The following is a 17,088-nucleotide window of genomic DNA, read 5'->3' as shown; positions in this document are numbered from 1 at the left end:
CGATTAATGGAGTTTTAAGGATCACGGAGATAATGATTGAGATCACATACTTTCAACTTTTTCTATTTATAACGATAATATGGATAATCACTCGATGCTTCATAGCGATAAAATCGAAGACATTTTCAGTAAAGCGTGAATGTCGGCAACTTTTGGTTTATGTGTGTATCGTTGTTATTTGCAGATTTGTATACTTCGGATTCCATCTTGAGAATGGAAAGATACCGACATTAAAGATGGGCTTTGGAGATGATATCCGTGATATGATCAGTTTCATTCCATTTTATTTTCTTGTAGACCGGTATGATGGTTGGAAGATGAACATTATTGGAAATATCACAATGTTCATACCGGTTGGGATCGTATGGCCGATATGTTTTAGCAGACTTGATACGGTTAGAAAAACGATATTTGCAGGGGCCGGGTTTACTCTACTTATCGAAATGACTCAGCTCTTTTGCCTCGGAAGACATACGGATGTTGATGATTTGATCTTAAACACAATCGGTGTAGTAATTGGCGCATGTATTGTATTCTTGATTCGGAGAAAGCAGAAGAAAAACAGTTCTTTATAGACAGTTGAATTCATGTGAACCCAATGAGGTTTAGTGGTCTATACTCTTTAAAAAAGACGGATATTTAATTCGTTTTTTGAGCCGATTTTTATGCAGCGTGGATTAAAACGGGGTATAATGGGCTTGGCTTCATGACCACACGTACAAACCCGGTCTTGAGCTCATATCCACACCTATGCTAAACTGCCATCAGGCGAGGAAATACCTCTCGTCTATTTTGGTTATTCAAAAATTCATCGGATTTTTCGATGTCGGAGACCTTATAAATCAAGGAACTTTGTTGCGGCTTTTCCACGAAAAGTGCTTAGGATTCCGCATCATTATATTCGAATGAGGCAGGAGGATTTCAACCAATGATTCATTTTTTAGAGAAATTTCTGAACAGTGTAAATGCCAATCCGCTGCACACGGCTGTAGTCGATCGCGCCGGAGAGCGCAGGACAAGCTATCGGGAGCTGGATGTGATGTCGGGCCGGGTGGCGTCCTGGCTGAAGAAAAACGGCATCGGCAAAGAAAACGTTGTCGCTATCTGCGTTCCCAGGGGCGTGGAATTTGTGGCAGTGCGGCTCGCCGTCATGAAGGCCGGGGCAGTCTGGGTCGGTACGGAAAGCATGATGGGAGCGGAGCGGATCGCCTACATCATCAAAGACAGCGGAGCAGCTCTTGTGGTGGACGAGAAGGGCTTTGCCGATGCAATGAAGGAGGAACCGCTGCCGGAGGAGCTCTGGGCGGACCCTGATCCGCACGACCTTGCCTTTATCTATTACACCTCCGGAAGCACGGGAAGACCCAAAGGGGTGGAGCAGGAATATGGCGTATACGACTATATCATGTCATCCACGCACCGTGCCATCGCCAGATGGATCCCCCTGGATTACGCCAATGTGGCGCCGGAAACATTTATCGGCGGTCTTTATCTGATGATGGGAGTGTTGCAGGCTGGCTGCACTCTCCACCTGATCCCGCTTCCGCTTGTGCGGGACCCTGCAGGCCTTCTGGCCTATTTCAGGGAGAAGAAGGTCACTGCCTCCTGCATGCCTCCAACGCTTGTAAAGGCTCTGGAAAGCATGGGAGGCCTTTCCCTTAAGGTGCTGCATGTTTCGGGGGAAGTCGTGGTGGATCTTTACATCGACCGGTTCCCGGTGCTGAATGCCTACGGACCTACAGAGTTTTCGTACCTGCCCTTCTTTTTTGACATCGACAGGGCTTACAGCAATACCCCCATTGGCTCTCCGGATGAGTATACGAAGCTGGTCCTTCTGGACGAAAACGGAGAGGTCAGTTCGAAGGAAGGCGTGATGTGTATCCAGCTTCCTTATTTCCGCGGGTATCTGCATGATACGGAAAGAACCGGATTTGTCACGGTCGAAGGAACGGAATATTTCAGGTCCGGCGATTACATGAGCGTGGATGGGCGTGGGAACTATACGCTTCTGGGTCGTGTGGATGACATGGTCAAGATCAACGGAAACCGCATCGAGCCGGCCGAGGTGGAATTTGCCGTCAGGAAAGTGCTTGGAACAGACTCTGTGACCGTCAAGGCATGGGAGAGGAACGGAAGCAGATATCTCTGCGCGTATCACACCGCGGAGACGGTGCCGGACGCAGCGGAGATGGCTGAGCTCCTGAAAGACCTTCTGCCGGGGTATATGATTCCTTCCTGTTATATGCGTTTGGATGCTCTGCCGCTCAATGACAATGGAAAAGTAAACAAGCGGGCCCTTCCGGAACCGGATGACGCGCTGCTGTTTTCGCCGTACGCCGCTCCGGAGACGGAGCTGCAGGAGCGGATCTGCGCCGGTTTTATTTCGGTTCTGAAGCCCGGAGACCGCAGGGTGGGCCTGGATGATGATTTCTTCCTCCTGGGCGGTGATTCCCTTCTTGCCATTTCGCTCATCATTGAAATCGGGGATCCGAGGCTCACCGTCCCCATGATCTACCGCGGGCGTACTGTGCGGAATATCGCGGAGGCGCTGGAAAGAGCGGAAAGGGTCGGGGAGAAGGCACTTTTCGGGACGGATCCCGGCGCTCCGGATCCGGAACGCCTTTTTCCGCTCACAGAGGAGCAGACCTATTTCCTGGAGCAGAGGAATGTAAGCCCGGAGGAGACCACCTATTACCTGTCTGTCGCGTTAAGCCTTGATCCCGGTATGGAGGACGCAAAGCTGGAAGAGGCCCTGCTCAGGGCCTTTGCGGCTCATCCTGCACTCCTTACCGTCATCAGGGAGACGGCGGAGGGCTGGCGGCAGCAGTATTGTCCCAGGAACAATACGCCGGTCAAAACGGAAAAAATCACCGAAAAAGCGCTTGCAGCGGTCATAGGCATGCGTGAAAAGCCGTTTGCCTTTGATGGTTCTCCGCTGTTCCGAAGGAAGCTGTACCGCACGTCAAAGCGTCTGGTGCTTCTTTTGAAGATCCATCACATTATCTGTGACGGGTGGTCTCTTAAGATCCTGGTGGAGGATATCCTGTCCGTCTATCACGGGAAAACGCTCGCGGAAGATCCGTGTTTCTCCATTCTGTCGGAGTCACTCGCTTATTCCGGATCCGCAGCGCAGAAAAAAGATATGGAATACTTTGACAATCTGTGCAGGGGAGCATATGACAGGCTTCCGCGTCCGGACTTTACCGGAAAAGGATCGGCGGAAAAAACAGTGGCTGTGGAGCTGACGCTTTCCGCAGAGGAAGTGCGCGGGGCAGCGAAACGGATGCACCTTTCTGTTACGGCATTTTATCTGCTGGCCTCAGCCATGTCCATCGCGGCGTATAACGGCTCGGATCGCGTCCTGCTGTCCTGGAATTACCACGGAAGGTCCGATGTGCGCAAGCAGCGATCCGTGGGACTGCTCATCAAGGACTATCCGGCAGTTTTTCATTTCCGGAAGGAAGAGAAGATCAGCAGGGCTGCGGCGGATTTGGCCGCCCAGATGGCGGCGGGGATCCTGCATGGAAGAGTTTCTCCTTTTATGAACAGGGACAAAGAGGATCTTCTGTGCGTCCTGTATCAGGGAAATCTGTTGGATTATACGGACATCCCTCTGGCTCTTGACGTTGATGTTTCCGAAGGAATCGCTGACAGGGCAGCCATTGAACCTATGGAGATCCAGCTCTATGAAGGCATAAATGGCCTGAAGGCGGTGATTTGCTACGACAGCGGGTTGTATAGCAGGGAAAGTGTAGAACGGTTCGGAAAGATATTTGAGCGGATCTGCGTCTTCCTTGCGAAGGATGGAAGCGAAGCCTGCCGGTTTTCCGAAATTCTGTCTTTAAACGCACTGCCGGCTGCGGACTGAACAGAAATGAACGACTAGGACGTTTTCATCTGCAACCCCTTGTTTATAAGGATTCAGCCCTCCTGTAATTATTGACGGACTGGTCCGCATTGAGTGTCATGGTAACGAAAGGTAAACGTGTATGAAAAAGAACCATATCTCTGCGTACAATGAACTGAACGATACGGCGTGGGACGCGCCGTTCGAGAGCGTCGTCCGCATGTTTGAACGGCAGGTCCGGGAGCATCCGGATCGCTTTGCCGCAGCCGGGATTCGGCTAGCCTTGACTTATGCGGATCTGAACGAATATGCCAACCGGGTGGCCAATGCCCTCATCGACAGCGGGATCGGCCAGGAGGATCTGATCATGTTGCTTCTTCCGAGAAACATCATGTATTATGCAGTGAACCTGGGCATCCTGAAGGCGGGAGCGGCTTTCCTGCCGGTGAGCCCCGGATATCCGGACGAGCGGATCCGTTATATTTTTGAGAACGCGGGCTGCCGTTGCCTGGTGACGACGCGGAAGCTGTCTTTTGACCGGGCGGACCTGTTGATTGACCTTCATAAAAGGCCTCTCTTCCTGGAAAACCTGCTGACCTGGGAGCGGGCGGAGAACCCCGGTACGGAGATACAGCCTGATGATCTGGCCTACTGTATTTATACCTCCGGATCAACCGGAAGGCCCAAGGGCGTCATGATAGAGCACGGAAATCTTGCTAACTTCCTGCAGCCGGGGCCGAAGAACTACGAAGTGACGACGATCATGGAGAAGGGCAGCGTCCTTCTGGCCAACGCCGCGCTGACCTTTGATTTTTCCCTGATGGAGGAGTTGACCGGTCTGTGCGGTGGACTGACTGTTGTAATGGCTTCTGATGCGGAGACTCTGAATCCTCTGCTGCTTAGCCGTCTGATGGATCAGTATGGGGTGGACGCAATGTGCTGCACGCCAAGCTACCTGAATACCCTGCTGGCCGCGCGGGCTTTGCGGCCGGCACTGGAGAGGATACGGGTCTATGATCTGGGCGCGGAGGCGTTTCCGGGAGAGCTGTTTGGGGAAATCCGCGCGGCCAGCCCTGAAGCCGTGATCATCAACGGTTATGGTCCGACGGAAACAACCATCAGCTGCATTGCGAAGGAGATCACCTCCGGCGAGGGGATTACCATCGGCAGGCCGGCTGCCAATGTGTGCTGCTATATCATCGGGAAGGACGGCGAAGTCCTGCCGCCCGGCGAGACCGGAGAGCTGCTGATCTGCGGCAAGGGGGTCGGGCGCGGCTACCGGAACCCGGAGGCGCTGAAGGAGAATCCCTTCATCAAATTTAACGGAATGCGGGCCTACCGGTCAGGCGACCTGGCCCGTCTGAATCCGGACGGCGAGATCGAATTCCACGGCAGGACGGATCACCAGATCAAGATCAAAGGCCTGCGGATCGAGCTGGGCGAGATTGAGGAAGTGATGTCCGGTTGTCCGGTGATCAGCCTGTGCGCCGTGACGCCCATTGAAAATCGTTATCTGTGCCTGTACTATACCCTGCGGGAGGATGTTGCGCCGGGGAATGCGGATGAAGCAGTCCGGTCCTTTGCGAAGGAGCACCTTGCTCATTATATGGTTCCGGACTGGTATATGAGACTGGATCGGATGCCGTTCACCGCCAACCGGAAAATAGACCGGAAGAACCTTCCAAAGCCTGAAATTCATGAAATGGAAGGGCTCGCGCCGGAAACGGACATGCAGAAATATATTCTGGAATGCATCCGGAGCACCCGGTCTGACCGCTCCCCCGGTACGGATACGGATCTGACTCTGGAAGGGCTTTCTTCTCTGGACTGGATGCTGGTCATCGCGGCGGTTGGGGAAAAATACGGGGTATCCCTGAACATTGCCGATATCAGCCGCTGCAAAACGGTTCTGGGATTGGAAAAATATATCCTGGATATGCCGGAAAGACAGGCAGATGAAGCGGTGAGGGAGGCTCGGGCAGCGGATGTGCAGGCCGTCTATTACTACCTGCAGCAGTTTTCCGGGCTGGATGAAAACCGGATGACTGTTCAGCTGCGAATGGATCGGACCGTCAACATCGGTGCCGTCGAGGACGCCGTGCGCAGGGCAGCGGCGATGCACCCGGGCCTTTTTGCCCGCTATGAAAAGCGGAAGGACGGCCTGTACATACTTGCGCCGGAATCCGCGGCGGATGCCGCCCGGGAGATGCCGGTGGACATCCTCCGGGCAGCAGAAGCGGAGATGCCGGAGATCTGCCGCCGGTTTGCTGCGGAACCTTTACTGTCGGATGATGAAACCGGCTTCCGGTTTGCCGTATGCGAAACGGAGGAATCGAAGATCCTGCTCGCCTGCTTTTCACATACACTGGGGGACGGTACTTCTGTTTCCATCCTGCTGGACGATATCCTGCGCGCGCTGGATGGCAGGGAGATCGAAGCTGAGGAGATAAACATCTTTCAGGCAAACCGGGAAAACGATCAGGTGATGGAGTCGGTACACCGCGGCCGGATCGAAAACTATCTGAAAGCGTACTATGAAAAGCTGGTCGGAAAAGCGGACTGGCCTGATCTGCTGACTGACCCCTGCAATGCGTTTCATCCTTCCGAGTACGGGATGAAAACCCTTTCGCTGTCCGAGGAAGAATGCAATGAGCTTTGCAGAAAGCTGAACGTTTCCGAGACGGTCTTCTTTGCGGGTCTGACCATCCTGTCGCTTGCCGGGCGGAGCGGCGGCAGAAGGGTTCCGCTGCTTCTGGCTTCCAACGGCAGATTCGACAACCGCCTGAAAAACACCTTCGGATTTCTCGTCCGCCCAGTGATTCTCTGCCCGGATGCCGATCCGGGTATTTCCGCGGCTGCCTTTTTCCGGGAAACGGCACGGCAGTATTTCGACGGGCTGTGCCTGCAGGGGTTCCCCCTGAAGGAAATGCAGGCCCGCTATCCCGGCTGGATGGATCACCTGTTTATTTACCAGGCGTCGGACACCGACCACACGCTGTTCGGAAAGGACGTGAAAGAGCAGTGGATTGCATACGAGGAGGACGTATCCGCGGAGGAAGGAATCCCGGAAACCGATTCCGGAAATTTGCAGGAACAGACAGCGGTCCGCTGGGCCTGTCGCCAGATGACCTATGAGGTCTACGCGGAAGACGGCGAAATCACCTATCTGGTGGGAGCGCCTTCCGGGTTTGTTCGGGAAGGAACGCAGCAGGAAATCGCGGAGGATGTGGATCGCATGTGCAGCATGCTGCACAGTAATCAGAATATGCTTCTCGGGGGTCTTTTGAAATGAGCGGAAATGAGAATGAAACGGAGTTATCCAAGCATTACACGACAGGCGGGCTGATCCGGTTTTCAGTCATTCCCATCCTGACAATTACAATTGCATCCCTCTATATGATCGTGGACGCGCTGTTTATCGCGAATTTCACCACTTCAACCTCCTATGCTGCGGTTGTTCTCACTTCGCCCTATGTCCTGATTTTTCCGGCAGTGGGCTTTATGGTGGGAGGGGGCGGAAATGCGCTGATCGGAAAGCTGCTGGGAGAGAAAAAGCAGAAAGAAGCCTCAGAAACCTTTTCTGTGCTTGTGGAGTTTACCGTCCTGGCCGGACTGGCAGCCACCGCCCTTGGCATGCTCCTGCTCGATCCGTTTCTGTGCTGGAGCGGAGCGGATGGGCTCCTGCTTTCAGAGGGCCTGATATACGGGCGGATTGTCCTATGCGGCACAACCTTTTTTGCACTGCAGTACGCGTTTCAGCTGTTTCTGATTACCTCCGGCGAGGAGGGACGGGCCTTTGCATATACGCTGACTGTCGGTGCTGTAAACATCGGCCTGGACGCTTTCCTGATGCTGGTACTGAAGGTGGGAGTGACGGGGGCCGCTGTCGGAACCGTTTGTTCCCAGATCGCAGGCGGACTGCTGCCCTTGGCTTATTACTGCTCACGGAAGAGGGATGGGATGCTGATTCGCTTCAGGTGGACGCGCATGAAATGGAAACCGATTCTGAACGCCTGCTTCAACGGGGTCTCTGAGATGATCGAAAACCTGACGGAAAGCCTGGCCGGTTTCCTGTACAATATTGAACTGATGCGTGTGAGCGGAGAGGCCGGGGTGGATGCGTACGGATCGCTGATGTACGCGCAGATGATTTTTACGCTGATTTTTGTCGGTTTCAACGAAAGTGTGATACCCCTGATCGCCTACCACTACGGCGCGAAAAACCTGGAGGAGCTCCGAAGCCTCTTCCGGAAATGCACCGGTATCCTGTTCGTTTTTTCCCTTGTCTTCTTTGCGGTGTCAGAACTCCTGGCCGTTCCCGTTTCCGCGCTGTTCTCGGACGGGGATGCAGGGATTATGGCCCTGACGGTCAGAGGATTTCGGATCGGGAGCTTTTCCCTGATCTTCATGGGCGTGGCCATGTTTATTTCTCCTCTGTTCACAGCGCTGAACAACGGGCTGGTCTCCGGAGTGTTGACGGCATTTGAGATGCTCGTGTTCCCGGCGGCTGCTGTCATTATACTGTCCCGTGCCTTCGGCATGGACGGAATCTGGCATTCACTGAATGCTTCCTGGATTCTTTCCGTCCTGCTCGGTGCGGTCGTGCTCTATGGCCTGAAGGGACGCTATCCCTTCCTTCGGGGGGTGCTCCGGAAATCCCGAAAGTCGTCCGCTGAGCATCCGGAAGCTTGCTTGTAGGACTTTATATTTTGACAAAAATCTAGTAAAATTAAGCTCGAACTGTGCAAAAGCAGTTCGAGCTTTTTCTGTAGAGAGGAATGGAATTATATGGACGAATATGTAGAGCACATGGTGAAAAGAAATGACCCTTTATACTGGAAGGCAGCACTTGGAATTGCGGCAGTTCTGACAGTTATTTCACTGTTTCTGGCACTTCAGTATGCCTTTGCACTGCTCCTGCTTCTTGCGATGCTGGCAGCCGACTATGTCATCTGGCTTTTTTCAAGTGTTGAATACGAATACACTTATTTCGGCGGAAACATGGAACTTGACGAAGTTCTGAACAAGTCCCGCAGAAGAAAGATCGTAGAGACAAATGGTGAAGAGCTCGTCCTCTTTGCACCGAAGAATTCAGATGCCGCAAAAACGGAAATCGGTAATGCCAAGGTTCTGGACTATTCGGGAAACGGCCCTGAAGATAAAAAGTACGCATACATTTACATAAGGAACGGTAACAAAACCTGTATGTTTATTGAAGGCACGGAAGAGCTCCTGAAGCAGGTGAGAAGAAACACGCCGCAGAAGTATAAAGCGTATTGATAAACAAAGAGAAACCTGTCGGATCTTCCGGAACCACTCAGTGTCACGAAAATCCCGAATTGCATTTCTGCAGAGGGGGATTTTTATAATATGTGGTATTTTGCCGATATAAATCACAGAATGATGACAGGTAACAGTTCTGCCGATGGACCATTGACTCCGTCCCCATGATCCACCGGCTGAACTGCTACGATTATGGAAAAGACGATGATGCATGTGCCTTAAGGAGGGTTGATGCATGAAGATGAATTTAAAACAGTATTACAGAGGCTTTATCATAATATGTCCTATAGTGATCGTTTTGCTGTTTATTTACCAGATGGTATTCGTGAGCCGTTTTAACGCCAGGGAATACGTTGTAAATGGACCGGATACAAACGCCCCTACGTATTTTAAATATGACGGCAGAGGTGATTCCACTAGTGAATGGTTAAAAAGAGATTTTGACCTGAATGGGAAAAAAGTAGACCTGAAGGGGCAGACAATCGACGGAGTTCTTTATAATCATTCGGAAGACCTGGTGAGTCAGTGGACTCTCCGCATAAACATACGTGGAGACTGTTACATTAACAATGCCTGGTGCGGAACTGTTGAGATACATCAGGCCGTTGGGACCGAGGATGAAAAGGTTCAGAAGCTTGACCTTAGAAATTACAAGCTGGAAGAAGTTGAGCTTGATTATGTTTATGACGGTGACCTGCTTATCCCTCTTTCAAAGGGTGATTATGTGATATATTTTCCTTCGTCGAAGGATAATGAAATTCCTGCCGGACCTCATTCTGAGCTTACCACGGGTGTGATTTTTTATTACCTTGACAGGCTGGATCTTGATAATATCGATCTTAGTTTTTATTATCACAGGGATATAACCAACGGTACAGTATTTTATATCATTGTCACACTTCTTGTGATCTGGCTGGTAAATCTGATCATTTATCTGGCGTCCTTAAAGATATATGAGGATGCCCAAAAAGAACTGGAGCTTAAGAAGTCAGGCATATCCAGCATGTCTGATATGTATGATGCGATCTACATCGTGGATATCGTAAAAAATGAAATAGTTTCCGTGGTATCTGAGGGAGAAAGCGAGTTGAAGAGACCTGCGGAACTGGGGGCTAACGAACAGTTTAAGTATCTTTTTAACTACGATTGCTCAGAAACCTTTAAAGACAGTGTGCTTGAATTTACAGATGTCTCAACCCTCAGTGAAAGGATGAAGGGGAGAAAGAACATCACTTTTGAATATTTAAGTAAGTACAGAGGGTGGACCCGTGTATACTTTTTTGCCATGGATTACGTTGAGGGGCAGCCTGTAGACAGAGCGGTTTTTGCACTTCAGGTTGTAGATGATGAAAAACGTGAAAAGGACAGCATAGTTAAAAAGGTATCTGATTTTGAAAAAGACAGGGAGGAAAAGATAGGTCTGTTCCGTGATCTGGCGGCAGATATCATACACCATTGTAATGAAAGCCTTAGTCATGAACAGAATATGATTGATGAGATCAAGGACGAAAGGATACGTGAATATGCAATTAAGTCAAAACGCGGAATCGTAAAGGTATCAAATCATATGAAGGATCTGGAGGAATATCTCAAGATCGATGACGGTTCTTTTTATATCAATGCACAAGAGTATGATTTCAATGCACTGATTAAAAATATTGAAGAGGATGTGAAGCAGTATCTGGAGGGCAGTCAGATCACTTTCACTGTAAGTGTTCAGCGACCTGTCCTTCACGATCTGTATGGTGACGGTGAACGGATAAGATATTTAATACACTCATTGATACTTGATTCTCTGGGCAGAGTGGATACTAACGAGGTAAAGCTGGTTGTTTTTTCAAAGGAATTTGAGGATAAACTTCATCTCGTGATATCAGTCAGGGATGATGGAACAAATAGTGAAGATAATGGAAAATTCCGTCAGGGACTTGTTGACAGGATACTCACATTTATGGGTTCGAAACTTCATGTCATAGAGGATCCCGAAGGCGGCAGAGATACATATTTTGAAATAGACCAGTTGGTAGGGGGGCAGTGATGTATACATACGCCTATGGAATTTGCCTGTTAGTGTCTGTTCTGATATGGATCCTTATCGCCTGCAGAGGGTATGAAAAAATCAATCCCTATACAAGTACTGCCTTTATCATCATAGTTATAGTTAATCTGGGTTATTGGCTGAAAAGTATGGTTCTCAGTCAGGAAGCAGCCATGATATGTTTTTGTATCTGCTATTTTGACAGCACGGTACTCTTGTCTATCATGATACTGTCAATGCTTAAGGCCCTGGATATAAAAACCGGATTTTCAATAAAGTTCCTTGCCTATGGAACAGCTTTTTTACATTTATTCATAGTGTGGACCAGTATTCACAATAGTAATTATTATGACACTATCACAATAATCCATACAAATATGGGTAATGTGACAAAAGTCACATACGGACCATTGTTACTGTTCCATACAGTTTACCTGTCTTTACTTATTGCTATATTTTCAGTATTGGTGATCGTGGCATATGTAAAAAAGGGCAGGTATTCAAAAAGAACTCTTTATATTTACACAGTGGGAATTTTCGTGGGATTGATGGCATATCTGCCGGATATTCTTGGATTGATCCAGTTTTCCCTCCTGCCTTTTGTTTACGTCATCACAGATGTGTTTCTGGTGTACAATTTCGAGAGATCCCAGTCACATGATCTTACTGCGCTTACGACAGAATATCAGAATGACCAGGCTGTCAGGGGATTGGTCGCTGTTGACACGCAAATGCGTTTTTTAAGCTGCAATGACAGAGCCTATGATTTTCTGCCTGAGTTAAGGGAGCAGGTAGTTGACGAACCCCTGATGGATGGAAGCGAGTTTACAAGGTTAATGTATCCCATGATGTATGCCTTTGAAAAAGAAGGCTTTGCATCCAGAAAATTTCAAACGGGGGATATAACCTGTATAGCAGAAATCCATACCTTTACCATCCGGGCTAATGAACCAAAAAGAGGATATGTTTATGAGCTAAGGGATGCTACGGAAGAACAGAAGGCCCTGGACCTTGTGAATTCCTACAATGAGTCTCTTAACAGGCAGGTTCAGGAGGCTACAAGGAACATAAGGAGCATCCAGAATAAGGTAGTTGCCGGTATGGCAAATATGGTTGAAAACCGTGACAACAATACCGGTGGTCATGTAAAAAGAACCAGTGACACCATAAATATCCTGGTTGGTGAAATTCGCAGACAGGGACTTATGGATATTGATGATGCCTTTGCCGATGATATCATGAGAGCTGCGCCGATGCATGATCTGGGCAAAATAATCGTAGAAAACAGCATACTCAATAAACCGGGAAAGCTGACGGATGAAGAGTATGAGATCATGAAGATGCATTCCACCAAAAGCGGTGAGATGGTTATGATACTGCTGGATGGTGTGGAAGAAGAACATTTCGTTAAGGTTGCCTATAATGTAGCCAGATACCACCATGAGAGATGGGACGGACGTGGTTATCCGGAAGGACTTGTGGGGTCCATGACTCCAATTGAAGCCAGGGTCATGGCAGTGGTTGATGTGTATGATGCGCTGGTAAGTAAGAGAGCTTATAAGGAACCTTTCAGTTTTGAAAAAGCTGCACAGATCATGTGCGAAGGCATGGGCACCCAGTTTGATCCCAATATGAAGGCTCCGTTTTTAGGCTGCAAGGCTCAGCTTGAAGCATATTATACTGAAATAAATGCACAGGGATGAACTTCCATCTGTTTTACAATTCAGGTAAGGCAGCCGGTGAACGGAGTCGTTTTGAGGAGACAATCCAGGGTATGCAGGCCTGGCTTGATAAACAGAGGGACCAGGAACGTGAATTCAGCAGCACATTCCACCACTATTGCACATAATACATATGGTGCCACTTTGAAATTATCGAGCTGGAATAGCATTTCCGGATATATTGAGTGAATGTTATGCCCCGGAAGCTGCATGAAACTGCAGCTTCCGGGCTCTTTCTGAAACTACAGTTTCCGGGCTGTTTACTGAAACTATAGCTTCCGGGCTGAAACTACAGCTTCCGGGCTCTTTCTGAAACTACAGCTTCCGGACTGAAACTACAGCTTCCGGGCTCTTTCTTGCTTTTTTGATTCTTTTGAGTTATAGTCTTTTAGGTTTCTAATTTCTAAGTTTTTCTTATTTGTGGCATTTTTTATCTGGTCACACAGATTCCATTATGCTATGACACTCGGTAAATGCAGTCATGAAACTGGGAGTGTTGTTTTTGAGATGCTTTGGGCTTTCTTTGGGTGTTCTTGACACTTGTAGAAGAATATAGAGTGGAATAGAGTGTTAAATTGGCTGAAAAATATGTAGAAAAAGTGTTTTTAGACACTCGTACGTGTATTAGAGAAATATTCGAGTGTTGAAAGATGCTATTTGATGCCCCAAAAGACACTACTGGCACGATCACAAGTAAATTGGAGTGTTATTAAGGAAAGGATAAAAATAAATAAGAACCATAATAAAGGCAACGGGAGGAAAAAGACAATACAAGATTATTCAAAAGAATTAAGACAGCAGATCAAATGGCTTGATCAGCTTATAACCGCAACAAGGAAATATCTAAATGCTATCAAAATAAGTGACGACAGACCGGTCAGAAGTTCAAAAAGAAAGAATGGATATCAATACTATTTACAGAAAACTGATGGAAAGCTGGAATATGTTAAAGAAAAGGATATTGATAAGGTAAAGCGTATAGTTCAAAGAGACTATTACAATGCACTATTGGATAATCTGCTGACAATGCGATACCGTATTGAAAGGTTTACAAAAATATATGATATTGGTTCTATTGCAAGGGTTTATGATGACTTGAGTGAAGCCAGAAAAGCGCTGGTAACGCCACTGATTCCTTCTGATGAAGCATATATTACAGAGTGGAGAGCACTTCACGTTGGAGGTACTAATACTTTTCCTGAGGAGGGGAAATATCTGACTGCAAGGGGTGAGCTTGTCAGATCAAAATCAGAAAAGATATTGGCGGATATGTTTGAAAAGTTCGACATTCCTTATGTCTATGAGTCCCAAATAGTTCTTCCCAATGGTAAATGCTTATATCCTGATTTTGCATTACTGAATATGCGAACAAGAAAAACAATCTATTGGGAGCATTTTGGGCTAATAACGGATGGAGATTACGCCAGGCATGCATTGTTAAAGATTAATCAGTTTGATAAGATGGGAATTGAAGTGGGAAAAGAGTTAGTTATTTCTATGGAATCCAATGAAATACCGCTGGACATTAAGCAGATAGAAAAGAAAATAAAGGAATACTTGTTATAATTCATGATGGATAATAAGGCATTTGACTCAAAGAAGATAGCGCAAGGCTATGCCAAGCGACCCTGGCTTCATAAGTCAGTAGTAGAGCATCTAAAAAGATTGCAGTCTTCCTAAGGATTATATACTTAAAAACGGTCTTGATGTAGGCTGTGGAACAGGGCTTTCAGCTAAGACACTAAAGCTCATATGTGACAAGGTAACAGAAACAGATATATCAGAATGTAATTGTTGAGACAATATCTTAAGTGATGACTACTACATCAAATAATAAGTATCTGACACATTATGTGCTGCTTTATAGTTGTAATACGTAGTCGGAATGACAGTACTCACAATATTTTTTGAAAAAAGTTTTAGATTTTTCACCCAAAAATACTAATACGCCAAGAACTCCTCCAATATTTTTTTGTGCCAATAGAAGTTACAGCTAAACAATAATTACAACAACAGAATAGTTTGAGATCCCCGCGGATGACTGTTATACCGGTCGCATTTTGGTTTGAAACTCTTACAAAGAATAACAGGAATGCATATGTAAAGCACCACATTCCTTTTATTATGGTTCCTACACAGATTTATCTGTCATTTTTAGGAACACTGTTCAGTAAAAAAATGACAAAGAGTAACAGTTCAGTAAGTGGACCGGGGGGACGGGGTTTGTGGTCCATTTTAGAAAAATGGACCACAAACCCCGTCCCCCCGGTCCACTTACTGAACTGCTACGACAAATAGAAAGTAATGGTTAATAGCAAATAATTATGTATTGAAATGCCAAAATATATATGTTATCCTCATAACTGTAACCGCTTACAATCGTAAAATTAAGCGATTATTTCGTCAATATTAAGTGCTTTAAAACATTGTGTTTATCAGTAAAGCAGGAGGTAATTGGAACTATTATGAACCCTTGGTATGTTTTGAAAAAAACTGTTATAGATACGACCCCTGAAGCTATAGCAGAAGGCATGGATGCAATCAGAGAAATGTTAAATGGTTGCGGGTTAAAACCCGCAGATATAAACAAGGCTGAGCTGGTTGCGGAAGAAACATTGTCAGAGATGGCTGCTCATGCGGATCAGGATGCTAAAATAACACTTTCCATCAGAATGTTTCTTGAGACAGTTACTATGGAAATACGATGCAACGGTCAGGAATTCAGATTTGCACCGGCCGAGTCGGATTTTTCATGGAGTGGTTACGATCCTGAAGGTTCTACGGAAGAGGATATGATGCAGCGCCTTCACGGTATCATTGCTTACTCGTTTGCGGAAGAAGTAAAATATAAACATACAGGAGGATGCAACTTTGTAAAATTAGTTGCAGTACGCTCTAAAAGATCTTTTTTGTATCATACTGTCGGAGCTATGTTTCTTGCGATTCTTGTGGGAATGCTTCTGTCGTCTGTCAATATGGAAGGCTTTAATTCCCTTCTGAACACCTACCTTCTGGTGCCGGTCAAGACCATGTATATGAATGCACTAAAAGCAGTGGTAGCCCCCGTGGTGTTTTTCTCCATCGTCTCCTGCATAGTACGTTTTTCTGACCTTTCAGAGCTGGGGAGAGTCGGAGGACGTATCATACTCATGTATCTCTTCACAACTTTGATCGCAGTTGCAGTTGGTTTTTCAGTCTTTTATCTGTTCCAGCCGGGAAATCCTATGAATGCATTGGGAATTGTGGATGTTAGTTCCATTACTTCAAAATCAATGGATGTGTCCATAAAGGATGTAGTTGTAGGCATTGTACCTTCAAACTTTGTAAAGCCATTCCTTGAATCCAATATGCTTCAGCTCATTTTCCTTGCTGTGGTCTGTGGTATAGCAACAGGTATGATCGGGAAATATTCTGATATGGTCAAGGATCTTTTTGAAGCAGGTAACGACCTCTTCTTAAAGATAACGACTATCATCATCGGATTCATGCCTTTTGCGGTATTTTGTTCAATCACATCCATGATGATCACAACAGGTGTTAAAACTATAATTTCTGTTCTTGGAATGCTTGGAACCTTCCTGTTTGGACTGGTATGCATGATGACGATATACTGTCTTCTTATACTTGTTATAGGAAGGGTAAATCCACTTCATTTTGTACAGAAATATGTACCCACGATGCTTCAGGTATTTTCCATGGCATCCAGCAATGCTTCAATTCCTGTTAATATGGATGCCTGTGAAAACCTTGGAATATCAAAGAAGATCTATAGCCTTTCTATCCCATTGGGTGCAACACTTAATATGGACGGAACCTGTATATATCTCGGAGTTTTTGCACTTGCCCTGGCAAAAACCTATGGAATCCCTGTTACAGGCGCAACTCTTTTTTCTATGAGTATCTCCATTATAGTTTTATCAATGGGTGCTCCGGGTGTTGCAGGCGCAGGACTGATCTGCCTTTCTGTTCTTCTTGAGCAGATGGGAGTTCCTCTTGAGGCCATAGGACTTGTTATGGGAATCGATTCTCTCGTAGGTATGTTCAGGACCATGTCCAACTGTCTCGGAGATGTGGCCGTAAGCACAATTGTTGCAAAACAGGAAGATGCTTTGGACATGGAGAAGTATAATGACAAAAAATCAAGCAGGAATGAGCATGATAAACAGCTTTCAATGGCCCATTAACAACATACCGCACTC

General features: G+C 47.1%; 10 protein-coding genes. All 10 read left to right on the top strand.

Features of this window, described 5'->3' with window-relative positions:
• The first annotated feature begins 32 nt into the window (after nucleotides 1-32).
• The 10 genes from G625_RS23555 (at nucleotide 33) to G625_RS0116815 (ending at nucleotide 17,073) form a co-directional block, all read left to right on the top strand.
• Entirely contained in the window at nucleotides 33-575 is a 543-nt protein-coding gene (locus tag G625_RS23555) for a VanZ family protein (RefSeq protein WP_029202032.1), read from the top strand.
• A gap of 353 nt (nucleotides 576-928) precedes the next feature.
• The gene (locus G625_RS0116855; RefSeq protein ID WP_029202031.1) at nucleotides 929-3,868 is read left to right on the top strand and encodes an AMP-binding protein; all 2,940 of its coding nucleotides are present in this window, start codon (nucleotides 929-931) and stop codon (nucleotides 3,866-3,868) included.
• Between the two features lie 121 nt (nucleotides 3,869-3,989).
• A complete protein-coding gene (locus G625_RS0116850; protein WP_084152974.1) occupies nucleotides 3,990-7,139 on the top strand; it encodes a non-ribosomal peptide synthetase in 3,150 nt (1,049 codons plus the stop codon).
• A complete protein-coding gene (locus G625_RS20635) occupies nucleotides 7,136-8,545 on the top strand; it encodes an MATE family efflux transporter (protein WP_049895987.1) in 1,410 nt (469 codons plus the stop codon). Before G625_RS0116850 ends, G625_RS20635 begins: the two co-directional genes overlap by 4 nt.
• A gap of 90 nt (nucleotides 8,546-8,635) precedes the next feature.
• Nucleotides 8,636-9,127: a hypothetical protein gene (locus G625_RS0116840; protein WP_029202029.1), complete on the top strand. Its 492-nt coding sequence runs from the start codon at nucleotides 8,636-8,638 to the stop codon at nucleotides 9,125-9,127.
• Nucleotides 9,128-9,365: 238 nt separating this feature from the next.
• Entirely contained in the window at nucleotides 9,366-11,168 is a 1,803-nt protein-coding gene (locus G625_RS0116835) for a HAMP domain-containing histidine kinase (protein ID WP_029202028.1), read from the top strand.
• Entirely contained in the window at nucleotides 11,168-12,871 is a 1,704-nt protein-coding gene (locus G625_RS21675) for an HD domain-containing phosphohydrolase (protein WP_049895986.1), read from the top strand. Before G625_RS0116835 ends, G625_RS21675 begins: the two co-directional genes overlap by 1 nt.
• A gap of 678 nt (nucleotides 12,872-13,549) precedes the next feature.
• Nucleotides 13,550-14,455 (top strand): hypothetical protein, encoded by a 906-nt coding sequence (locus G625_RS0116820; RefSeq protein ID WP_029202027.1) that lies wholly within the window; start codon nucleotides 13,550-13,552, stop codon nucleotides 14,453-14,455.
• A 121-nt stretch (nucleotides 14,456-14,576) separates the two neighbouring features.
• On the top strand, nucleotides 14,577-14,687 hold the full coding sequence (locus G625_RS23690) for a methyltransferase domain-containing protein (RefSeq protein ID WP_442852574.1): 111 nt from the start codon (nucleotides 14,577-14,579) through the stop codon (nucleotides 14,685-14,687).
• A gap of 667 nt (nucleotides 14,688-15,354) precedes the next feature.
• Entirely contained in the window at nucleotides 15,355-17,073 is a 1,719-nt protein-coding gene (locus G625_RS0116815; protein WP_029202026.1) for a cation:dicarboxylate symporter family transporter, read from the top strand.
• Nucleotides 17,074-17,088 lie beyond the last annotated feature (15 nt).

Source organism: Oribacterium sp. NK2B42, assembly GCF_000424445.1.
GTDB lineage: Bacteria > Bacillota > Clostridia > Lachnospirales > Lachnospiraceae > Oribacterium.
Note: the sequence above shows the minus strand (reverse complement) of the source record. Positions and strands in the feature narration are given on the sequence as shown.